At 65.6% G+C, this 21,203-nt stretch carries 22 protein-coding genes and 1 tRNA gene; 9 read left to right on the forward strand and 14 right to left on the reverse strand.

The window, feature by feature from the left end:
• Window positions 1–142 precede the first annotated feature (142 nt).
• From AC1Q7F_RS08330 to AC1Q7F_RS08340, 3 genes are read left to right on the forward strand one after another with little or no spacing between them, the layout of a single operon-like run.
• Window positions 143–1,102, forward strand: coding sequence for an L-threonylcarbamoyladenylate synthase (locus tag AC1Q7F_RS08330; RefSeq protein ID WP_492505723.1), 960 nt, complete (start codon window positions 143–145; stop codon window positions 1,100–1,102).
• Entirely contained in the window at window positions 1,099–2,511 is a 1,413-nt protein-coding gene (locus tag AC1Q7F_RS08335; protein ID WP_492505639.1) for an FAD-binding oxidoreductase, read from the forward strand. Before AC1Q7F_RS08330 ends, AC1Q7F_RS08335 begins: the two co-directional genes overlap by 4 nt.
• Window positions 2,512–2,538: 27 nt before the next feature.
• Window positions 2,539–3,231 (forward strand): alpha/beta fold hydrolase, encoded by a 693-nt coding sequence (locus AC1Q7F_RS08340; protein WP_492505641.1) that lies wholly within the window; start codon window positions 2,539–2,541, stop codon window positions 3,229–3,231.
• A 9-nt stretch (window positions 3,232–3,240) separates the two neighbouring features.
• Here the strand turns inward: AC1Q7F_RS08340 and AC1Q7F_RS08345 are convergent, their stop codons facing one another.
• Window positions 3,241–4,221: a patatin-like phospholipase family protein gene (locus AC1Q7F_RS08345; protein ID WP_492505643.1), complete on the reverse strand. Its 981-nt coding sequence runs from the start codon at window positions 4,219–4,221 to the stop codon at window positions 3,241–3,243.
• 197 nt (window positions 4,222–4,418) lie between these two features.
• Between AC1Q7F_RS08345 and AC1Q7F_RS08350 the strand changes: the two genes are divergently transcribed.
• Complete coding sequence (locus AC1Q7F_RS08350) at window positions 4,419–4,937, forward strand: hypothetical protein (protein ID WP_492505645.1); 519 nt, start codon at window positions 4,419–4,421, stop codon at window positions 4,935–4,937.
• Between the two features lie 60 nt (window positions 4,938–4,997).
• Here the strand turns inward: AC1Q7F_RS08350 and AC1Q7F_RS08355 are convergent, their stop codons facing one another.
• The 6 genes from AC1Q7F_RS08355 to AC1Q7F_RS08380 form a co-directional block, all read right to left on the reverse strand.
• Window positions 4,998–5,816, reverse strand: a complete 819-nt coding sequence (locus AC1Q7F_RS08355; RefSeq protein WP_492505647.1) for a ferritin-like domain-containing protein — start codon at window positions 5,814–5,816, stop codon at window positions 4,998–5,000.
• A gap of 179 nt (window positions 5,817–5,995) precedes the next feature.
• Window positions 5,996–6,424, reverse strand: a complete 429-nt coding sequence (gene atpC, locus AC1Q7F_RS08360) for an ATP synthase F1 subunit epsilon (protein ID WP_492505648.1) — start codon at window positions 6,422–6,424, stop codon at window positions 5,996–5,998.
• A 99-nt stretch (window positions 6,425–6,523) separates the two neighbouring features.
• Window positions 6,524–7,951, reverse strand: a complete 1,428-nt coding sequence (gene atpD, locus AC1Q7F_RS08365; protein WP_492505650.1) for a F0F1 ATP synthase subunit beta — start codon at window positions 7,949–7,951, stop codon at window positions 6,524–6,526.
• Between the two features lie 49 nt (window positions 7,952–8,000).
• Window positions 8,001–8,882, reverse strand: a complete 882-nt coding sequence (locus AC1Q7F_RS08370; RefSeq protein ID WP_492505652.1) for a F0F1 ATP synthase subunit gamma — start codon at window positions 8,880–8,882, stop codon at window positions 8,001–8,003.
• A 45-nt stretch (window positions 8,883–8,927) separates the two neighbouring features.
• A complete protein-coding gene (gene atpA, locus AC1Q7F_RS08375) occupies window positions 8,928–10,457 on the reverse strand; it encodes a F0F1 ATP synthase subunit alpha (RefSeq protein ID WP_492505654.1) in 1,530 nt (509 codons plus the stop codon).
• A complete protein-coding gene (locus AC1Q7F_RS08380; protein ID WP_492505656.1) occupies window positions 10,457–11,017 on the reverse strand; it encodes a F0F1 ATP synthase subunit delta in 561 nt (186 codons plus the stop codon). Before AC1Q7F_RS08380 ends, atpA begins: the two co-directional genes overlap by 1 nt.
• 376 nt (window positions 11,018–11,393) lie before the next feature.
• Between AC1Q7F_RS08380 and AC1Q7F_RS08385 the strand changes: the two genes are divergently transcribed.
• Complete coding sequence (locus tag AC1Q7F_RS08385; RefSeq protein ID WP_492505657.1) at window positions 11,394–11,720, forward strand: hypothetical protein; 327 nt, start codon at window positions 11,394–11,396, stop codon at window positions 11,718–11,720.
• Window positions 11,721–11,826: 106 nt separating this feature from the next.
• Here the strand turns inward: AC1Q7F_RS08385 and AC1Q7F_RS08390 are convergent, their stop codons facing one another.
• The gene (locus AC1Q7F_RS08390) at window positions 11,827–12,741 is read right to left on the reverse strand and encodes a diacylglycerol/lipid kinase family protein (RefSeq protein ID WP_492505658.1); all 915 of its coding nucleotides are present in this window, start codon (window positions 12,739–12,741) and stop codon (window positions 11,827–11,829) included.
• Between the two features lie 209 nt (window positions 12,742–12,950).
• Between AC1Q7F_RS08390 and AC1Q7F_RS08395 the strand changes: the two genes are divergently transcribed.
• Both AC1Q7F_RS08395 and AC1Q7F_RS08400 read left to right on the forward strand, forming a co-directional pair.
• Window positions 12,951–13,736, forward strand: a complete 786-nt coding sequence (locus tag AC1Q7F_RS08395; RefSeq protein WP_492505659.1) for a UDP-2,3-diacylglucosamine diphosphatase — start codon at window positions 12,951–12,953, stop codon at window positions 13,734–13,736.
• Window positions 13,733–14,743, forward strand: coding sequence for a glycosyltransferase family 4 protein (locus AC1Q7F_RS08400; RefSeq protein WP_492505660.1), 1,011 nt, complete (start codon window positions 13,733–13,735; stop codon window positions 14,741–14,743). Before AC1Q7F_RS08395 ends, AC1Q7F_RS08400 begins: the two co-directional genes overlap by 4 nt.
• A 16-nt stretch (window positions 14,744–14,759) precedes the next feature.
• Here AC1Q7F_RS08400 and AC1Q7F_RS08405 read toward each other — a convergent pair whose 3' ends face one another.
• From AC1Q7F_RS08405 to AC1Q7F_RS08420, 4 genes are all read right to left on the reverse strand, one after another.
• Complete coding sequence (locus AC1Q7F_RS08405) at window positions 14,760–15,701, reverse strand: FkbM family methyltransferase (protein ID WP_492505661.1); 942 nt, start codon at window positions 15,699–15,701, stop codon at window positions 14,760–14,762.
• Between the two features lie 87 nt (window positions 15,702–15,788).
• Entirely contained in the window at window positions 15,789–17,078 is a 1,290-nt protein-coding gene (gene murA / locus AC1Q7F_RS08410; protein ID WP_492505663.1) for a UDP-N-acetylglucosamine 1-carboxyvinyltransferase, read from the reverse strand.
• A 77-nt stretch (window positions 17,079–17,155) separates the two neighbouring features.
• Window positions 17,156–17,710: a dCTP deaminase gene (gene dcd, locus AC1Q7F_RS08415; protein WP_492505665.1), complete on the reverse strand. Its 555-nt coding sequence runs from the start codon at window positions 17,708–17,710 to the stop codon at window positions 17,156–17,158.
• Between the two features lie 84 nt (window positions 17,711–17,794).
• Window positions 17,795–17,968: a hypothetical protein gene (locus AC1Q7F_RS08420; protein WP_492505667.1), complete on the reverse strand. Its 174-nt coding sequence runs from the start codon at window positions 17,966–17,968 to the stop codon at window positions 17,795–17,797.
• A gap of 172 nt (window positions 17,969–18,140) precedes the next feature.
• Between AC1Q7F_RS08420 and AC1Q7F_RS08425 the strand changes: the two genes are divergently transcribed.
• A tRNA-Thr gene (locus tag AC1Q7F_RS08425) sits at window positions 18,141–18,216 on the forward strand.
• Window positions 18,217–18,354: 138 nt separating this feature from the next.
• Here AC1Q7F_RS08425 and AC1Q7F_RS08430 read toward each other — a convergent pair.
• Complete coding sequence (locus AC1Q7F_RS08430; protein ID WP_492505669.1) at window positions 18,355–18,699, reverse strand: hypothetical protein; 345 nt, start codon at window positions 18,697–18,699, stop codon at window positions 18,355–18,357.
• A 133-nt stretch (window positions 18,700–18,832) separates the two neighbouring features.
• Between AC1Q7F_RS08430 and AC1Q7F_RS08435 the strand changes: the two genes are divergently transcribed.
• On the forward strand, window positions 18,833–19,879 hold the full coding sequence (locus AC1Q7F_RS08435) for an SPOR domain-containing protein (protein ID WP_492505671.1): 1,047 nt from the start codon (window positions 18,833–18,835) through the stop codon (window positions 19,877–19,879).
• Here the strand turns inward: AC1Q7F_RS08435 and AC1Q7F_RS08440 are convergent.
• The gene (locus AC1Q7F_RS08440; RefSeq protein WP_492505673.1) at window positions 19,863–21,074 is read right to left on the reverse strand and encodes an O-antigen ligase family protein; all 1,212 of its coding nucleotides are present in this window, start codon (window positions 21,072–21,074) and stop codon (window positions 19,863–19,865) included. The two genes, AC1Q7F_RS08435 and AC1Q7F_RS08440, sit on opposite strands and share 17 nt — an antisense overlap.
• Between the last annotated feature and the right edge of the window lie 129 nt (window positions 21,075–21,203).

Consider the following 21,203-nt stretch of genomic DNA (forward strand, 5'->3'; position numbering starts at 1 on the left):
ATCGCGCGGGGCCGGGGGACTATCTTCTGACCCAGACGTTTCAGGATTTTGCCCCGTGCCCCACGACCCTTGTTGCGACGATCCCAGCCACCACCATCACCATGACGCGCCGGCCCCGCCACCGCATCCCGACCGGCCGCGCGTGCTGCCACCGGGACCGGCGGCCTATGCGCAGGCGTCGGACGTGCTGGCGGCAGGGCATCTGGTGGCCCTGCCGACAGAGACGGTCTATGGGCTGGGCGGGGATGCCGGCAATGATGCGGCCGTGGCCGCCATCTTCGCCGCCAAGGGCCGCCCCAGCTTCAACCCGCTGATCGTGCATGTGGCCGATGCCGGCGCGGCCGAGGCGCTGGTCCATGTCGATGAGCGGGCGGCCCGCGCCATGGAGATGTGGTGGCCCGGCCCCCTGACCCTGGTGCTGCCGCGCCGCGCCACGGCACCCCTGTCGCTGCTGGTCTCTGCCGGGCTGGACACGGTGGCGGTGCGCAGCCCCGCCCACCCGATTGCCCGCGCCCTGATCCAGGCTTCCGGCCGGCCCATCGCCGCCCCATCGGCCAATGTCTCCGGCCATGTCAGCCCCACCACCCCCATGCATGTAGCCGATGAGTTTCCGGACGGCGGCGGCGCCCGGCTGAAGCTGATCCTGGCCGGCGGACGCTGCGCCATCGGCGTGGAATCCACTGTGCTGGACCTGACGGGCGAGCGTCCGCTGCTGCTGCGCCCCGGTTCGGTGACGCGCGAAGAGCTGGAAAGCGTGCTCGGTCCCGTCGATACCGCCACGGCGGCCGACGGGGTGAAAGCGCCCGGCATGATGACCAGCCACTACGCGCCGGGCCTGCCCGTGCGGCTGGACGCAGCAGAAGTGCGCCAGGACGAGGCGTTGCTGGCCTTCGGGCCCGACCAGTTCCTGCGCGGTGGGGCCGTGCGCCTGAACCTGTCCAACAATGGCGATCTGACGGAGGCGGCATCCAACCTGTTCGCCATGCTGCGCGCCCTGGACCGGCCGGGCCTGTCGGGCATCGCCGTGATGCCGGTGCCGGACAGGGGGCTGGGTGTGGCCATCAACGACCGGCTGCGCCGGGCGGCGGCACCCCGGACATGAGCAATCTTCTTTCCGCCTTCGCCGGGATTGTCGGCGCATCGAACGTCCTGACCGGCGCAGACATGGGCGCTTACGCCTTCGACTGGCGCCGGCGGGAAGAGAGCCACCCGCTGGCGGTCCTGCGCCCCGGTTCGACGGATGAGGTGTCCGCCCTCGTGCGCCTGTGCGCTGAACAGCGCGTGCCCATCGTACCGCAGGGGGGTAATACCGGACTGGTCGGGGGAACGGTGGCCCGGCCAGGGAGCGGTGCCGTCCTGCTGAACCTCGGCCGGTTAAACCGAATCCGCGTCCTGGACGCCGCCGACTACACGATGGTCGCCGAGGCGGGATGCGTGCTGGCCGATATCCAGGCGGCGGCCCAGGCGGCCGACCGTTATTTCCCCCTGTCGCTGGGGGCGGAGGGCACCTGCATGCTGGGCGGCAACCTGTCCAGCAATGCCGGCGGCATCCTGACCCTGCGCTATGGCAATGCCCGCGATCTGGTGCTGGGGCTCGAAGTGGTGCTGCCCGACGGGCGCGTCTGGAATGGGTTGCGGACCCTGCGCAAGGATAATAGCGGCTACGATCTGAAGCACCTGTTCTTAGGTGCTGAGGGCACCCTGGGCATTATCACCGCCGCATCCCTGAAGCTCTATCCCCGCCCCCGTCAGATCGAAACCGCCCTGGTGGCCGTGCCCAGCCCGGCGGCGGCCATCGCCCTGCTGGGTCTGGCCCGCACCGGCACCGGCGACAGCCTGTCGGCGTTTGAACTGATGCCGCGTTTCACCTTCGATGGCTCGCGGCAGATATTGGGCCGCGACCAGGACCCGCTATCGGCCCCCTCCCCCTGGTACGTGCTGCTGGAGGCCAGCAGCGGCATGGAAGGCCCCCTACTGCGTGGTCAGGTGGAGGCGGTGCTGGAAACCGCCCTGGAACAGGGTGTCGTCACCGACGCCATCTTTGCCGACAGCATGGAACAGCAACGCAAGCTCTGGCTAATTCGCGAGAGCCTGCCAGAAATCGGGCGCAAGATCGGCGGGGCGGTGCATACCGACGTGTCCGTGCCCGTCAGCCGCATCCCCGACTTCCTGTCCGCCACCATCGAAGCCGTCAGCGCCTATATGCCCGGCATCCGGCCCTACCCGTTCGGCCATGCCGGGGACGGCAATATCCATTTCAATATCGGACGCCCGGCCGGCATGGACGGGGCGGCCTATTTGGCCCATGCCCACGCCATCACCGACCTTGTCCATACCCACGCCCTGGCCCATGGCGGCAGCATCAGCGCCGAACATGGCATCGGCAACCACAAGGCCGAAGAACTGGCCCGCATCAAGGACCCGGTGGAACTGGACCTGATGCGGAAGGTAAAGGCGATGCTGGACCCGGACGCGATCATGAATCCGGGGAAGATGTTGTTGCGGTATTGACGACGTCTCAACAAGGATCCCAGATGCATGAAGTTGGTACTGCTTCCAGGCTTTGACGGTTCTGGGCAATTCTTCGCCCCCTTGATCCAACGGCTGCCCTCGTGGGTCACCCCTCAGGTGATCCCATATCCGGGGGATACCCATCTCGACTACGAAGCGCTGACGCAGCTGGTTTCAGGCCAACTACCCGATGGCAATTTCATCCTGCTGGGCGAGTCCTTCTCTGGACCGGTCTGCATTATGCTGGCGTCTCTCAATCCCACCGGGCTTCAGGGCATCGTGCTTACCACGACGTTTGCCAACCGGCCCCTGCCGCCGGTCATTGCGGCCATTGCGCGTGCTGCCACAGGATTGGCCGGCAGATTGATACCGCCCGCCACTTTGATCGACCAGTTTCTGTTGAATGGCGAGAACGCCCCCCTCGCACGGCAGGTCCGTGAACGGATGCGTTCACTGGCGCCCGCCGTCATTGCCGGACGTGCACGAGAAGCAATGCGCGTGGATGTACGCGAAACGCTTTGCATGCTGGATGTACCCGCCCTGGTGCTATCCTCCCTGGAGGACCGGCTTCTACGGAAAGGCACGACCCAAGACCTGACCCGGTTGGCCCGCAATTGCCAGCATGGAGCATTGGCGGGCCCACACCTGCTGCTACAGCACTGCCCGAACGAGGCCGCTTCCCGGATCACTGCGTTCATCGATTCACTGGCAGCGAGGTAGCTAGCGCTATCATCTAGCCAGCCACTCCCCCGCCTGCGCCCGACCGTGCGCCTTCAGCGTCAGCAGATACTCCATATCGATGCGCAGCCCGTTCAGGTCACCCAGCGCCGGGTCCTGCGGATCGATGGAGAGCAGGTCGAGCTGTTCCGGCCCCTCCCCGCGCTTCAGCACCTCCCGCACCAGTTCCATCTCCGCCTCCAGCGGTCGGGAAAAGGTGATCTGGTTCAGGCGTTCGCGAATCGCGGCTGCCGTGCGCGGGGTGTCGTCGGTGCAGTTGGCCATGGCCTGCACCACCAGCAGGCGGCCCACCGAAGGCCCGTCCAGCAGGGCGCGGATGGGCGGGTTCAGGGTATAGCCGCCATCCCAATAGGCCTCGTCCTCGATCTCCACCGCCTGATGCAGGGTGGGCAGCGTCGTGGAGGCCAGCAGCGACTCGACATTGATCTCCGCACTGCCGAACAGGTGGGGCTGCCCGTCACGCACACGGGTGGCGGAGATCAGGATGGCGGGGGCGGTGGGCAGGGCCAGGGCGGCGAAATCCACCTCTTCCACCAGGATCGACCGCAGCGGGTTGAACCCCAGCGGGTTCAGCGCATAGGGCGAGAACATCCGCGTGGCCATGGCGAAGGCGGCGCTGTTAACGGCCTGGGTGATGCCATTATTGGCCCAGCTCGGGCAGAAACCCAGCGCGCCGACGCCGCATTCCCCCACCCGCCGCCACACCCGGTCCAGCGCGTCGCGGGCCCCCGCCGGCCCGCCCTTGGCCCAGCCGCTGGCGAAGGAAACGGCATTGACCGCCCCGGCCGAGGCACCCGACAGGCGCACCGGCACGAAGCCGGGCTCGTCCAGCAGCCGGTCGAGCACGCCCCAGGTGAAGGCACCCAGGGACCCACCGCCCTGCAGCGCCAGCGCCAATCCAGCCGGCTGGTTCGGCCGGGAGGGGGTGGCTGGGGGCGCCGCTTCCGCCACGTCGCGGCGCAATCCACGCATGATCCGCTTCAACATCCTGTCCGCCACCTCTGTTGCACTGCCACAGGATAGACCGGAATGGTTCCGCCGCCGACCCTTGACGACAGATGGACGCCTCCCCACGTGCTCCAACAGGCGATGCCACGGATGCCCAGAATGGGGTCCGCGATGGCGCGCCAGTGAATGAAGGGGCATCGCTTCGTGAAGGAGGACGCGCCATGACGACCCAGCAGGACCAGAATCTGGTCCCCACCTTGATCCGGGCCGCTTTCGTATCGGCCGGCAGCCATGCCAGCGGCCGGGAGGATCTGACCGCCGCCGCCGTCGCGGGCCTGCGCAAGCTGCGCCGCGTCCTGACCGAACAGGCGGGCGACAGCGCCACCCAGCAGGTGATGGACGGCCCGGTGAACGCCTATATCCTGGAGCGTAACCTGAAGGAATTCGCCCGCACCGGCGTGGAACCGGTACCCACCCCCCTGCCGTCGGAACTCGCCCTGGTGGGGCCGGCGGCGGCTGTGATGCTGAACGCCGTGGAAAACGGGCTGATCGTGCACAAACTCACCCAGGGCAACGCGGCGTTGACCCTGATGGTGCCGGAACTGATGGCCTGCCTCTGCGCCACGCTGGACGGCACACCCGAGGCGGGCGCCCTGCTGAAGCTGCTGCGCAAGGGGGCGGAGAACGGCGAGCCGGAAATCCAGCTGGATGGGCCGGCGCCGTCGCAGCGACTGCATTGAGGGCAGCGCACATACCCCCCGCCATCCCGGATTGCGCCGGGATGACGGGTAAAGGGGGCGTTACGCCGCCAGACGCGCCGTTTCGGCCTTCTTGCGCATGCGGTTATAGGCGAACTTGGCGGCCACGCCGTGCAGCCAAGTATGCGGCTTCAGGCCCGAGGCCTTGAACACCATGCCGACCATGCGGTCCAGGTGCTGTGGCCGGTAATAGGAATAGGCCAGGCTGGTATATTCGGCATTGTTCTCCACCCGCTCATAGGGGCGGGTCCAGTAATTGGCCGCATAGAAGGCGTAGGCCAGTTCGTCGTCTTCGGTCTCGTTGATGCGCGACAGGCAGACCAGCAGCCGCTGTACGCGGTTCAGCTTTTCCGACACCAGATAACGCTTCAGGTGATCGTAGAACAGCTTGTAATGGCGCAGCTCATCGGCGGCGATATGCTTGCACAGCTGTTTGAACACCGGCTCTTCGGTGGCATCGGCCAGGGCGGTGTAATAGCTCGACGTGCCGGTTTCCACGATGCAGCGGCTGACCAGCTCGCCAGCACGGCTGCCGCGCTTGCTGTCCATGGCAGCCACGTCGATCTGGTACCCGTCACGGAAGCGCTGCACGGCGGCCTGGAAGTCCCAGGAGGGATCAACACGCGATGCCCAGGTGCCCAGCGATTCGCCATGCTGCACCTCCTCCACCGCCCATTCGCGCACCAGGGCGCAGAATTCCGGATCCTCGCGGAAGACGTTGCACAGATAGTCGGCATAGATATGGCCGTTATATTCGACCAGGGCCGCCGCCTTGGCCAGCTTCAGCATGTCGGGCGACGCCTTGGCGGGGTCCAGCAGGTCCCAGGGCAGGCCCTCGATGGTCCAATGCGCATTCGCCATGGTGCCGATACTCTTCCGATTGCTGATGCGTCCCCCAGGGACTGCATGATTGCTGACAGATTGGGGAGATATGCTGAAAAAGCAACGGGGGCGCAAACGCGCCCCCGTGATAGTCATTCTCACCACCCCGGAACGTGACACATATGTGACGCGTTTCCGGTCGCCGATCAACGCGGCATTTAGTGCAGGGTGCCGGCCTGGACGTCCAGCTTGGCCTGCACGATGGCCAACTTGCCCTCCAGCGTATGGCGCTCGCCTTCGGACTTGGCGTCGGCTACGTCCTCGGTAAGGTCGGCCACCTGCTTCTCCAGCGCGGCGCGGTCCAGACCACGGACGGCATCCAGGTCGGACGCCTCCTCGGCCAGGATGGTCACGCGGGTCGCGGTGATCTCGCAGAAGCCGCCCGCCACGAAGATGCGCTGGGTGATGGTGCCCATGTCATTGGCATAGATGTCGATGACGCCCGGCTTCACCGTGACGATCATCGGGGCATGGCCCGGCAGCACGCCCAGGAAGCCCTCGGCCCCCGGCACCACCACCATATGCACCGGCTGCGACACCAGCAGCTTCTCCGGCGACACCAGCTCGAATTCTACCTTGTCGGCCATGGCTCAAACCCCAGCAAAACGCGTCAAGGAGGGGTCGCCCCCTCCCTTTGCCCTTATCCCCGCCCAACCGTAAACCGGCGGGCGGGGTCCGGAGCGAACTTAGGCGGCCTCGGCCATCTTGCGGGCCTTCTCGACGGCCGCTTCGATGGTGCCGACCATGTAGAAGGCGGCTTCCGGCAGATGGTCGTAGTCGCCGTTCACGATGCCCTTGAAGCCCTTGATGGTGTCTTCCAGGGAGACCAGAACGCCCGGCGTGCCGGTGAACACTTCGGCCACATGGAACGGCTGCGACAGGAAGCGCTGGATCTTGCGGGCGCGGGCCACAACCAGCTTGTCCTCTTCCGACAGCTCGTCCATGCCCAGGATCGCGATGATGTCCTGCAGGGCCTTGTACTGCTGCAACACCTGCTGAACCTTGCGGGCGGTGTTGTAATGCTCTTCACCGACGATGCGGGGGTCAAGGGCGCGGCTGGTGCTGTCCAGCGGATCCACGGCCGGGAAGATGGCCATTTCAGCGATGGAACGGCTCAGCACCGTCGTGGCGTCCAGGTGGGCGAACGACGTGGCCGGGGCCGGGTCGGTCAGATCGTCAGCGGGCACGTAAATGGCCTGCACGGACGTGATCGAGCCCTTCTTCGTCGAGGTGATGCGTTCCTGGAGCGCGCCCATGTCGGTGGACAGGGTGGGCTGATAACCCACGGCCGACGGGATACGGCCCAGCAGCGCCGACATTTCCGCACCCGCCTGGGTGAAGCGGAAGATGTTGTCCACGAAGAACAGCACGTCCTGGCCTTCTTCATCGCGGAAATATTCAGCGATGGTCAGACCGGACAGGGCGACACGGGCGCGGGCACCCGGCGGCTCGTTCATCTGACCATAGACCAGGGCCACCTTGGAGCCCGGGCCGTCGGTCTTGATGACGCCGGCGTCGATCATCTCGTGGTACAGGTCGTTACCTTCGCGGGTACGCTCACCCACACCGGCGAACACCGACATGCCGCCGTGCGCCTTGGCGACGTTGTTGATCAGTTCCTGAATGGTCACGGTCTTGCCCACACCGGCGCCACCGAACAGGCCGATCTTGCCGCCCTTCAGGTACGGGGCCAGCAGGTCGATGACCTTGATGCCGGTGATCAGCAGGGCGGCGTCGGTCGCCTGATCGACGAAGTCGGGGGCCTCGCGATGGATCGGCAGGACCTTGTCATGGCCGACCGGGCCACGCTCGTCGATCGGCTCACCGATGACGTTCAGGATGCGGCCAAGCGTGGCCGGGCCGACGGGCATCAGGATCGAGTTACCGGTGTCCACCACCTCGGCGCCGCGGACCAGACCGTCGGTCGTGTCCATGGCGATCGTGCGGACGGTGTTCTCGCCCAGATGCTGCGCCACTTCCAGAACCAGGGTCTTGCCCTCGTTCGTGGTGTTCAGCGCGTTCAGGATCGGCGGCAGGTCGCCGCTGAACTGCACGTCCACGACGGCACCAAGAACCTGCGTGATGCGGCCGACCGCGTTGCTGTTGTTAGCCATGGGGTAAGCTCCCTCGGAACCTTGACTTCGTCGTGAATGTGGGTGTGGTTTACAACGCTTCCGCGCCGGAAATGATTTCGATCAGCTCCTTGGTGATCGAAGCCTGGCGCGTGCGGTTGTAAATCAGCGTGTACTTCTTGATCATCTCACCGGCGTTGCGCGTGGCATTGTCCATCGCGGTCATCTGCGAGCCGAAGAACGACGCGGCGCTCTCCAGCAAGGCGGAATAGACCTGGATGGCCAGATTGCGCGGCAGCAGGTCGGCCAGGATGGCCTCCTCGCTCGGCTCGAACTCATAGACGGCGCCGGCTTCGACCGGGGCATCACCCGCCGCGGGGGCCGCGAACGGCACCACCTGCTGGAAGGTGACGACCTGGGTCATCGCCGACTTGAACTTGTTATAGACAATGCTGGCGACATCGAATTCGCCGGCATCGAACAGCTCCAGGATCTTCGCGGTCACCCGGTCGGCGTCGGCGAAGGAGAGCTTCTTCTTGCCCACTTCCTCGAACGTCGCGACGACCAGCGTCGGGAACTCGCGGCGCAGCAGATCGCGGCCCTTGCGGCCCACGGTCAGCAGCTTCACGGTCTTGCCCTCGGCCTGCAACCGCAGGATGGCACGCTTGGTATCGCGCACCACGGAGCTGGTGAAACCACCGGCCAGGCCACGGTCGGCGGTCATCACCACCAGCAGGTGGGTCTGGTCGCTGCCCGTCCCGGTCATCAGGCGGGGGCCACCGGGACCGCCCGCCACATTGGCCGCCAGCGAGGCCAGCATCCGGCCCATGCGTTCCGCATAGGGCCGGCCGGCCTCCGCCTGCTCCTGGGCACGGCGCAGCTTGCTGGCCGCGACCATCTTCATGGCCGACGTGATCTTCTGCGTCGACTTGACGCTGGCGATCCGGTTTCGGATGTCCTTCAAGCTCGGCATGACAGCCCTACGCTCTCAATGAGGCCCCTTTGCAGGGTGCTTGGATCAGGCGAAAACCTTGGTGAAACCGTCGAGGAAAGCCTTCAGCTTCTCTTCGGTTTCCTTGGAAATCGCCTTCTCGTTGCGGATCGCGGCCAGGATGTCGGCGCCCTTGGCCCGGACTTCGTCCAGGAAGCGCGCTTCGAACCGGTTCACGTCGTTGGTCGGGACCTTGTCCAGGTAACCGCGCACGCCGGCGAAGATCGACACGACCTGCTCTTCCACGGGCATCGGCTTGAACTGGGGCTGCTTCAGCAGCTCCGTCAGGCGCGCACCGCGGCTCAGCAGACGCTGGGTGGTGGCGTCCAGATCGGAAGCGAACTGCGCGAAGGCAGCCATTTCACGATACTGGGCCAGTTCCAGCTTGATGGTGCCGGCAACCTGCTTCATCGCCTTGATCTGAGCGGCCGACCCCACGCGGGACACCGACAGACCGACATTGATGGCGGGACGGATGCCGCGATAGAACAGACCCGTTTCCAGGAAGATCTGGCCGTCGGTGATCGAGATCACGTTCGTGGGAATATAGGCGGACACGTCGCCGGCCTGGGTCTCGATGACCGGCAGGGCCGTCAGCGAGCCGGCGCCATTGGCGTCGTTCAGCTTGGCGGCGCGCTCCAGCAGGCGGCTGTGCAGATAGAACACGTCGCCGGGATAGGCTTCGCGGCCCGGCGGACGGCGCAGCAGCAGCGACATCTGACGATAGGCGACGGCCTGCTTGGACAGATCGTCATAGACGATCAGGGCATGCATGCCATTGTCGCGGAAGAATTCGCCCATGGCCGCACCCGTGTAGGGGGCCAGGAACTGCAAAGGCGCCGGCTCGGAAGCGGTGGCGGCCACGACGATGGAATATTCCAGCGCGCCGTTTTCTTCCAGGGTCTTGACGATCTGCGCGACCGTGGAGCGCTTCTGGCCCACGGCGACATAGATGCAGTAGAGCTTCTTGCTCTCGTCGTCGCCCTTGTTGATACCCTTCTGGTTGATGAAGGTATCCAGGGCGATGGCGGTCTTGCCGGTCTGACGGTCACCGATGATCAGCTCGCGCTGACCACGGCCGACGGGCACCAGCGCGTCAATGGCCTTCAGGCCGGTCTGCATCGGCTCATGCACCGACTTGCGCGGGATGATGCCGGGGGCCTTCACTTCCACGCGCTGGCGCTTGACGTCGACCAGCGGACCCTTGCCGTCGATCGGGTTGCCCAGACCGTCAACCACGCGGCCCAGCAGGCCACGGCCCACGGGGACTTCCACGATGGCGCCCGTGCGCTTGACGACGTCGCCTTCCTTGATGGCGCGGTCAGAGCCGAAAATCACCACGCCGACATTGTCGGTTTCCAGGTTCAGGGCCATGCCCTTGACCCCGTTGGGGAATTCAACCATCTCGCCGGCCTGGACCTTGTCCAGACCATGGATACGGGCCACGCCGTCACCGATGGACAGAACCTGGCCCACTTCGGCGACATCGGCTTCGGTGCCGAAGTTCGCGATCTGCTGCTTCAGGATCGCGGAAATCTCAGCGGCGCGGATTTCCATTATCCAACCCCTTTCATGGCGAGTTTCAGCTTATTGAGCTTGGTGCGCACGGAGCTATCCACCATGCGGGAACCGATTTTGACGATCATGCCGCCGATCAGCGACGGGTCGACCCAGACATCCAGCTTTACGCCGGGGCCTTCGCTCTGGGCTAGAGCGGCCGACAGTTCGTTCCACTGCGCATCGCTCAGCGGGCGGGCGACGGTGACACGCGCCGTGCTTTCGCCGCGACGCAGGGCCAGCTTCGCCAGATAGCCGTCGATCATGCCCGGCAGCGTGAACAGACGGCGGTTGCGGGCGACGAGGCCCACGAATTTCCGCACCAGTTCACCGACGCCGGCGGCCGACAGAACGGCCTCCATGGCGCGCTCCTGGTCGTTGCGGGCGAGCAGCGGGCTGCCGATCAAGCGGCGGAGATCCGCGCTTTCAGCGAGCAGAGCCTTGACGGACATCAGATCCTGGGCCGTCTGGTCCAGGGCCTGCTGCCCATCTGCGAGATCGAACAGGGCGCTCGCATAGCGCGAGGCGAGTTCGGAGACGCCAGTCCCTTCGGTTGCCACTGGGTAACCTCGGTTAAAGTCCGTGGACCTGAATGATTTCAGGACGTTAGCAATGATCGACCAGTCCGGAGGAGGACCCTCCGGCGTCAAGCGAGCGAGCATGTAACACAGGCACAGCCCCTACGCAACAGCGCGCCTGTGGATTGGGGGTATGCGGTTTTGCACCGCTTCCGGCCGATTTGCCCAGGAAGCGAGCCGCTCCGCGACCGTTGCCGCGACGTGGAGCTGTGCAGGTGCGAAGCGGCTTTTTCCAACACATCCCAACGGATGGCCTATGCTTTTGGACCGGGTGCGGTTAAGGGCGCATTAAGCAGGCGGGGCAAATCTGGACCATGCGCGGCACCAAGCCGTGATCCCAGAGCCCAGAGGTCGCCCCATGTGCGTCATCGTGCCCTTCGCCCGCCAGCGTTTCACCCCCACCGACCTGACCGCCTGGAAGGCCATCCTGATTGATCGCCGCCGCCGCGGCCTGTGGCAGAAGGTGGAGCGCACGACCAGCCCGGACCGCGATTGGCTGCTGGTCTGGCTGCCGGGCCTGAAGGAACCCACCTTGCGCCTGGAACGCGACAACCAGGGCACCTATCGCCTCTCCTTCTATGACGGCAAGGGCTGGTTCCAGGTCCGCAAGGGCGACAACATCATCGACTGCCTGGCCCAGATCGAACCCGGCGAACACGTGCGTCAGCCGATGCGCAGCGCCTGAGTTTTTAGTTGTTCCCTCAGGTGCCGGGCGCCCACATCCGTGGGCTTGGCTCACGCGCCACGTGGCGCGGGTCGGCAGTCGCCGACCTGCCACCTTTTCAGGTGGCCTATGTTCCCCCAACCACCCTCAATCGTCCACTCCATATCGATATGTCGACGGGCAGACGGGCGATGACATCCCCGTCGCCCTGCACCGGTTCTCCTTCCGGCCCCTCGATCCGCGCCGCCACGGCCGGCAGCACCAGCACATCCCGGCGCCCACGCAGCAGGCCCAGCGTCATGGCGCTGGCATAGGTCAGGGCCGCCAGCCGGCCAGGACTTGTGAACAGCACCGCATGCAGTACCGGCTGTTCCAGCCGGACATCGGGGGCCAGGACAAACGTGCCGGCATAGAAATGGCCCTTGCACAGGATGCAACTGGCCGCCCGGTGCCGGCTGACGGTGCCGTCGGGGGCGGTCAGCGTGACCTTATAGTCCAGGCCGGGATTGGCCAGGATCTGCCGCAGGCCGCCCAGGGCATAGGCGCCCTTGCCGATACGCCGTTTCAGTGCCGGGTCGATACCGGCCACGACGCGGGCATCCAGACCCGTGCCCGCCATCATCGTGAACAGCCGCCCATTGGCCAGCCCGGCATGCACTGCCCGCGCCGGCGCCAGGGCCAGCCCTTCCCCGATTCGGCGCGCATCGCCTGTCACGCCCATCTCATGCGCCAGCACATTGGCCGTGCCCAGCGGCACCACGCCCAGCGGCGGCGGTTCGGCCATGCCGGCCGCCGCCATGCCGTTCACCACTTCGTTGATGGTGCCGTCACCGCCCGCCGCCACGATGATGTCGGCCATGCCCGACCGCGCCAGGTCACGGGCGATGGATGTGGCGTGCCCCGCCGCATCGGTGGTGTGCAGCGACACCACGGCCCCGGCATCGGTGGCCGCGGCCATCACCTGCTCCACCAATCCCGGTCGGCGCCGACCCGCCACGGGATTGAAGATCACGGTCAGCCGCCGGTCGAACCCATGTGACATTTCCAAAACACCTCCATGACATACCTGTGAAATGGCGATGTAATAATAATGACGACCTCAAGAAGTTTCTGCGGATCGCCCCGGCCGTTCGTTAGATGTCGCTGACAGAACACCAGATAAAGCGGTATAGAACGCTTCGATCCGCTATGGCTAGTCTATAATTCCATGCGGACGATTGGCGATTGGGTTGACCGGCGGTGGGGGAACATATGCTGGGCGACGGGAATGTACGGCGCTATCGCGCCATCTGGTTGTCTGACATCCATCTGGGGACGCGTGGATGTCAGGCCGACATGCTGCTGGATTTCCTGAAACATACCGAATCCGACCTGCTCTACCTGGTGGGGGATATTGTCGATGGATGGCGCCTGAAGAAGGGCTGGTACTGGCCGCAGGCGCATAATGACGTGGTGCAGAAAATCCTGCGCCGGGCTCGCAAGGGGTCCCAGGTCTTCCTGATCCCCGGCAACCATGACGAGGGCTTCCGGGATTATATCGGCCTGCAATTCGGGGGCGTGACGATCCTGGAGGACACGATCCACACGGCGGCCGACGGCAAGCGCTATCTGGTCATCCATGGTGACCAGTTCGACGCGGTCGTGCGCTACGCCAAGTGGTTGGCCTTCGTCGGCGACACCGCCTACACGTTCCTGCTCTGGCTCAACACCCTGTTGAACAAGGTCAGGCGGAAGCTGGGTTTCCCCTATTGGTCCTTGTCCGCCTACCTGAAGCACAAGACCAAGAAGGCCGTCGAGTTCATCGGCGATTACGAGACCGCCCTGACCGACGAGGCGCGGCGGCGCCAGGTGGACGGCGTCATCTGCGGTCACATCCACCATGCCGAGATGCGCGACATGGACGGCATCCTTTACGTGAATGACGGGGATTGGGTCGAATCATGCACGGCATTGGTCGAACACGAGGACGGTCGGCTGGAGATCCTGCGCTGGGCGGATATTGTCGCCGCCAGGACAGCGCTGAAGGCGGCGGCGTGAAGCTGCTGATCGTCACGGATGCCTGGCATCCGCAGGTCAACGGCGTCGTGCGCACCCTGACGACGACGCGGGCCGAACTGGAACGTCTGGGCCACAAGGTGGAGGTGATCGCACCTGACCGGTTCCGCACCATTCCCATGCCGACATACCCGGAAATCCGCCTGGCCCTGGCCCCCGGCCGGCGGGTGCGGCAGATGATCGACGCGGCCCAACCGGACGCCATCCATATTGCCACCGAGGGACCATTGGGTTTTGCGGCTCGGCGCTATTGCCTGAAACGCAAGCTGCCCTTCACCACGGCCTATCACACAAGGTTCCCGGAATATGTGCGCGACCGCGCGCCCGTGCCGCTGTCCCTGTCCTACGCCTTCATCCGCCGCTTCCACGCACCCGCCCATTCGATGATGGTGGCCACGGCCAGCATCGAGGCGGACCTGGAAAGCCGGGGCTTCACCAATATCCGCCGCTGGTCACGCGGGGTGGATACCGACCTGTTCCGCCCCCGTGACAAGGACCTGTTCGCGCATCTGCCGCGTCCGGTCTTCATCTCCGTCGGCCGGGTGGCCGTGGAAAAGAATATCGAGGCGTTCCTGAGCCTTGACCTGCCGGGATCGAAGGTGGTGGTGGGCGACGGGCCGCAGCTGGCGGAACTGAAGGCGAAGTACCCGACAGTCACCTTTGTCGGCGCCAAACATGGCGAGGAACTGGCCCTGCATTACGCCGCCGCCGACGTCTTTGTCTTCACGTCGCGCACCGACACGTTCGGTCTGGTGCTGCTGGAGGCGCTGGCGTCGGGCCTGCCCGTGGCGGCCTTCCCCGTGCCGGGACCGCTGGATGTGATCGCTGACAGCCCGGCGGGGGTTCTGGATAAGGATTTGCGGACGGCCTGCCTGAAGGCTGTGAATATCGACCCGGTGATCTGCCGGGACCATGCACTGACCTTCTCCTGGCAATCCTGCGCGCAGCAGTTCCTCGCCAATCTGCGGCCGTTCAAGGACGCGGCATAGATCTGACGGGCCGGAATCAGCCGGTGAAGAACCGGCTGTTTCGGCAGGAAATGATGCCGTCATTGATATAGAATTGGCCGAATTCACCCTCGAAATGGCGCTCGCCAGGGTAGAAACGGTCAATGATCCAGCCATGCTGCTCCAGCAGCGGCCGCAGCTGGTCCTCGATATCACGTGCATGCGTGCCGATATGCATCCGCTTGACCTGGCGGTTGACGGTATCGATCGACGCCTCAATGGCCCGCTTCTCCGCCCCCTGGATATCGATCGTCATGAAATCGACCACACCGCCCCGCCCCACAGCCTCGTGCAACACGTCGGACAGCGGAACGACCTTGACGATCTTGTACGGCAGGTCGACGCCCTCGATCCGCAAATTGTGGGTTCCGGCCTCGTAGAAATTCTTCAGCATGTCGCCGGGCACCTTCTGAACGGGGGTGCTGTAGTCGGTGCCCTTGCGAACCTCCATCAACTCATACGAAACGGCATCCGAAACCCCGGTATGCAGAAGCAGGCGCTGATCGGCCGACACCCCATTCAGGTCGAGATGATCATGCAGCCAGCCGAACTGCACCACCTGTATCTCAACACCGCAGAAGAAGCGGCTGCCGATCCGTGGACCGCGGAACCGGTCCAGCGCCTTTGCCGCATTGGCCAGCCAGCGGCCGTAACCGGCGCCAAGCTCGACCATGACGAAATGGTCCTTGGCATCCACAATGGCGCTCAGCAAATCGATCCATTCGTAATAATCTTCGGATCGCGGCTCCGGCAGATGCGGGTTCCCCTCCGACCGGCGGAAGGGGACCGCACCGCTGGTCATCATGCCGGGAAGCCGCTCAATCTCCAGCGGAGGATCATATTCGAGACTTGTGCGGCACCCCACATTGTTCACATGGAAGCCATCCTCGTCACGGGGAACCTCCATCTCGAAGCGCTCAAAAATCGAGTGATCCCGCACCTTGCCGCTCCCCTCGCCTGCCCACGGGCAGCATAACACCACGCGCCCGGCACTACCATCACGCCAGCGGACATCGCCCCTTTGCCGTCAATCCTCTTCCTTCACCCGCTCCATATCGGCACCACAGGCCGCCAGCTTGGCCTCTACCCGCTCGTACCCGCGATCCAGGTGATAGATGCGGTTGACGGTCGTCTCCCCCTGCGCGGCCAGCCCCGCCAGCACCAGCGACACGGATGCCCGCAGGTCGGTGGCCATCACGGGCGCGCCCGTCAGCTTCGGCACGCCGCGCACCAGGGCGGACGAGCCATGGACGGTGATGTTCGCCCCCATGCGGGTCAGTTCCGGCACATGCATGAAGCGATTCTCGAAGATCGTCTCGGTGATCATCGAGGCACCGCGCGCCACGCACATCAGGGCCATCATCTGGGCCTGCAGGTCGGTGGGGAAGCCGGGGAACGGCTCCGTCATCACATCCACGCCCAGCAGGTCGCCGTTGGACGCCACCAGCAGGCCGTTGGCCGTTTCCGAGACCTTCACATTGGCGCCGGCCAGCGTCTTCACCACCGACTTCAGGTCGCCCATGCGGGCGCCGACCAGTTCTAGCTCCCCGCCCGTGATGGCGGCGGCCATGGCGAAGGTGCCGGCCTCGATCCGGTCGGGCAGCACGGCATAGGTGGCACCATGCAGCCGGTCCTTGCCCTTGATCACCAGACGGTCGGAACCGATCCCCTCAATCTCCGCGCCCATGGCGATCAGGCAGCGGGCCAGATCGCCGATCTCCGGCTCGCGCGCGGCATTCATCAGGATGGTCTCGCCCTTAGCGAGCGTCGCGGCCATCATCAGGTTCTCGGTGGCACCCACCGACACCTGCGGGAACACGAATTCCGCCCCGACCAGCCCGCCTTCCGGCGCCTTGGCCAGGATATAGCCGCCTTCGATATCGATCTGGGCACCCATGGCCTGCAAGCCCTTGATATGCAGGTCGACGGGGCGCGTGCCGATGGCACAGCCGCCGGGCAGCGACACCTTGGCCTGGCCGAAGCGGGCCAGCAGCGGCCCCAGCACCAGGACGGAGGCGCGCATCTTGCGCACCAGATCATAGGGGGCTGTCAGGTTGAAGATGTCGCCGGCATCCAGTTCCACCGACCGGCCGCTGGACCCGAAGGCATCGCGGCCATTCACATGAACTTCCACCCCATGCTGGGCCAGCAGGCGGTTCATGGTGGTGATGTCGGCCAGCAGCGGCAGGTTGGTCAGCACCAGTTTCTCATCGCTCAGAAGGCAGGCCGCCTGTAGGGGCAGGGCCGCGTTCTTGGCGCCGGAAATACTGATCTGGCCCTTCAGCGGGTTGCCGCCGCGGATGCGAAGCTTGTCCATGGAACGTTCGTTTCGTCAGAATGAGGTCTTGGGGCGGCCCGGACCATGGGCCGCGATGATGGCACTGTTTTGGCCGCTCAGAGGCGGGCCAATGTCACGCCGCGCTGCTTCATATATTTGCCGGCCCGGTCGGCATAGCTGACCTCGCACGGGCTTGCCCCCTGGAAGAACAGGAACTGGCACAGGCCCTCGTTCGCGTACACTTTCGCCGGCAGCGGCGTGGTGTTGGAAATTTCCAGAGTCACATGCCCTTCCCATTCCGGCTCCAGCGGCGTGACATTCACGATCAGGCCGCAGCGGGCATAGGTGGACTTGCCCAGGCAGACGACCAGCACGTCGCGCGGGATGCGGAAATATTCCACCGTGCGGGCCAGGGCGAAGCTGTTGGGCGGGATGACGCAGACGTCGGTCTTGCGGTCGACGAAGCTGGTGTCGTCGAACTTCTTCGGATCGACGACGGCATTGTCGATGTTGGTGAATATCTTGAACTCGTCGGCGACGCGGGCGTCATAGCCGTAGGAAGACAGGCCGTAGGAGATCACACCATCGCGCTTCTGCGCCTCGGTGAACGGCTCGATCATGCCGTTCTTGGTCGCCTGTTCCCGTATCCAGCTGTCGGGCATGATCGGCATGTCGGTTCCCCACTCGTCCCAATATCATCAGCACCGCGCATCTGCGCAGCGCGCTAAACCTTGTAGCCCAGCCGTCCGGCCCACTCAAGCCGTGGTATCGGGCACCTGTCCTTCGGTGGTGTCCACCCCCAGCGCCCTCTCCATCGTCTCCTGCGCGTCGCGCGCCCGGTCCTGGTCCTTGCGGCGGCGCAGATTATCGCGCAGCGCCTGGGCCAGGCGGCCCTGGCGGTCATCCTTCTTGTGGGGCGTCTTGGTCATCGGTCGGGGTCCACAGGCTGGAACAGGCGGGATTGCTCGCCTTTTCGCACATGCACGTCAAGTATGCGGAAAAAATCGCTGGCGGCGGGTGTTTTTTGCTTGCGGTCCCGGGGCTGGAGTGGCACATAGCCGCCCACCGCGGCGGCAACGCTTCGGTGACCCGGATGAAGGCGCTGCCGTAGCTCAGTCGGTAGAGCGCGTCCTTGGTAAGGACGAGGTCGTTGGTTCGATTCCAATCGGCAGCACCATCCACCGGATAAAACAAAACCCCGCCCGCCTTCAATGGCGCGGCGGGGTTTTGTTTTATCCGGGTTCAGGCACCGTAGGTCAGGGCTCGGGCTTTCGCCCTCGACCTGACCTACGGCACCCACGCCTGCCATACTGATTTAGTGATCCGACCCCTGCAGGATCTGGCGGCGCATCCCGGTCTCATAATCCAGCCCCTCGCGCGTCAGCGTCACCGACAGGGGGAACCTGCCCACGATCAGGCCCTTGCGTTCCAGCACCGTCCAGGGCGCCGGGTTGCGCAGGCCGGTGGCATCCTGGGCATAGACCAGCCAGGGCCCCAGGTGGAAATGGTTGCCATGGCTGGTGAAGGGCAGTTCCAGCACCTCGATGGCGCCGTCGCCGGCGGGCCGCGTGATGTCCTCGAACTCGGCCAGCGCCTGGAACAGGGTCAGGGTCTTCAGTTGCAGCGGGTTCAGGTTCAGCGGGTTCTTCTTGGCGGCCATCAGGCGCACTCCGGTCGTGGGCTATCGGGTCATGGAATATTGCCGGCAGGTTGAAGCCCGTTTGACAGGCATCGTCAAGCGCGCCCTTGTCCGCTATGAAGAAGCGCCCTCTTTCGACGGACGTCCGACCCGCATGAAGCAGCATTTCCGCCGTCCCGGCCCCGCCGCCCTGGTCCTGTCGCTGGCCCTGCTGGCCATCCCGCCGGCCCTGGCCGATATCCAGGCCGGGCGCATCGCCTATTCGGCGGGCGACTATGCCACGGCCTTGAAGGAATTCACGGCGGCGGCCGAAGCGGGCGACAGTTCCGGCCAGTATCTGGCGGGCGAGATGCTGATGCAGGGACGCGGCGCGGCCAAGGATGTGCGCCGGGGCATGACCCTGCTGGAGGCATCGGCGCGCGGCGGGCATGTCGGCGCACAGAGCATGGTGGGGGCCCTGCACGCCTTCGGCCAGGACACACCCGCCGACTATGCCAAGGCCCTGACCTTCCTGCGCCCCGCGGCCGAAGCCGGCGACATGCACGCCCAGAACAACCTGGCCGCACTGCTCTATTTCGGGCTAGGTACCAAACAGGATGTGGTGGAAGCCCTGTCCTGGGCCAAGCGCGCTGCGGCCAAACGGCTGGTGGCGGCCATCAAGCTGGAGAAAGAGATCGAATCGCAGGCCACACCGGAACAGATCAAGGCGGCGACCGCCAGGGCGGGCCAGCCGCTGGCCGCCCCCAGCCCGGTTGTAGCGGCAAAGGTGGCCCCTGCGCCCGTCGCAGTGGCTGCGGCCCCGGTGGCAAAGCCCCCAATGGATGCCGCGCCAAAGCCGGCCGCACAGGCCGCCACCGTACCCGTCGCGCGCCCCGTCCCCAAGCCGGAGGCCCAACCAGCCCCTGCGCCCGCCGCCGTGCAGTCCCCTGCCCTTCCATCGGCACCCACCGGCACCTGGGTCATCCAGGTCGGCTCCCTGCCCTCGCGGCAGGAGGCGGAGAAGCATTGGCGGGGCATCGCCGCCAAACAGGCCGCCCTGCTGGGCGGGCGGCAGCCGTCGCTGGTGCAGGCCGACCTGGGTGCCAGGGGCATCTATACCCGCGTCTTCCTGACCGGCTTTGCCGATCAGGCCGCGGCCGCCGCGCTGTGTGTGAAGCTGAAGGCGGCGGGCACTGACTGCCTGGTCAAGAAGGGGTCGTGATCCGACCGGCCAGCACGATCAGGGCACCCGCGAACAGCATCCCGCAGATCAGCCAGCCCTGCCAGACGCCATAGGCGAAGCATTGGGTGAAGATGGCGGCCCCGAACAGGGCGATGGCCATGGGCCGGATAGCGTCATCCAGCCGCGTCAGCCGGTAGAGCCCCGCCAGCAGCACGGCCGCCGCCAGCACAGCCCCCACCCAGCCCAGCTCCAGGCGCACCTGCAGGAACAGGTTATGTGGATGCAAGGGCAGCATCCGCAGGCCCGTACCGGGGAAGGAGGCGTCGCCGCCAGGTACCGCCCGCGATGCCTCCAGCCCATAACCGATCCAGGGATGGTCGCCCAGGCGCCCGGCCACGAAGTCCCAGGTCATGATGCGATGGCGAAAGCTGTAGGGCAGAAAAGAGAGCTTGGAGAGGCCCACCGCCTCCATCCAGTGCGCCACGGGCCCGCACAGGGCGAACCCGGCCACGATCCCCGTCGCCACGGTCCCCGCCGCTACCCGCCAGCTGACGACCCCGACGCCCAGCAGCACCAGCAGACCCAGCAGCGCCGCCACGGCCGACTGGCTGGTGCTGTCCACCGCCATCAGCAGCGGCAGGCACAGGGCGATCCCCGCCGGCACCCGCCGGCCCAGCCGCCAGAGCAGCAGCGACACCGGCCCCGCCAGCAGCGCCAGCAGCACCGCCGCCCGGTTGATGTCGCGCTCATAATCGACGGCGGATTTCTCCGGCGGGGCGGCCAGATGCTGGATCGGTTGGCCGGCCAGCAGTTCAACGGCGAAGATCACGACACCGACCGCCATCGCCGGCAGCAGCCACCGCGCGATGCGCCGCGCCACCGGGTCAGGCAACGTGTCCAGCAGGGCCAGCAGCAGCAGGGCCGGCAGCCACAGGTAAAGGAAGCTGAAATAGGTGATCGTGGCCTTATGGCCGCCCGCCGTCCAACCGAGGCTGAGCCCGGCCCAGCCCAGGAACAGGCCCAGCGCCAGCAACAGACCCCGGCCGGGCAAGGGCACCCTTTGGCGGCGCCAGAGAGCGGCACCAACCGTCAGGATCGCCAATACGGCCATGCCCGGTGCGATCCCCAGCGGGATCAGCGGCACCAACACCGCCAGGATCAGGATTCCAAGAAAGCAGAAGAAGGAAGTGAAGGCCGGGCCGAACCCGTCCCCTTCCCCGTTCAACGCCGACATTTGCGCCGTCCTTGCCCAAAGATATCAGCGCCCCTCGATTTCCTGAATAATCCCTTGAGCGGAAATAGCGAAGCGTAATCCGCTCTACGAAATGCCGCACCCATGCCTATATGTAAGCAACCCTGCCCA

It is taken from the genome of Niveispirillum sp. GW835-FHT14G11, assembly GCF_058793615.1.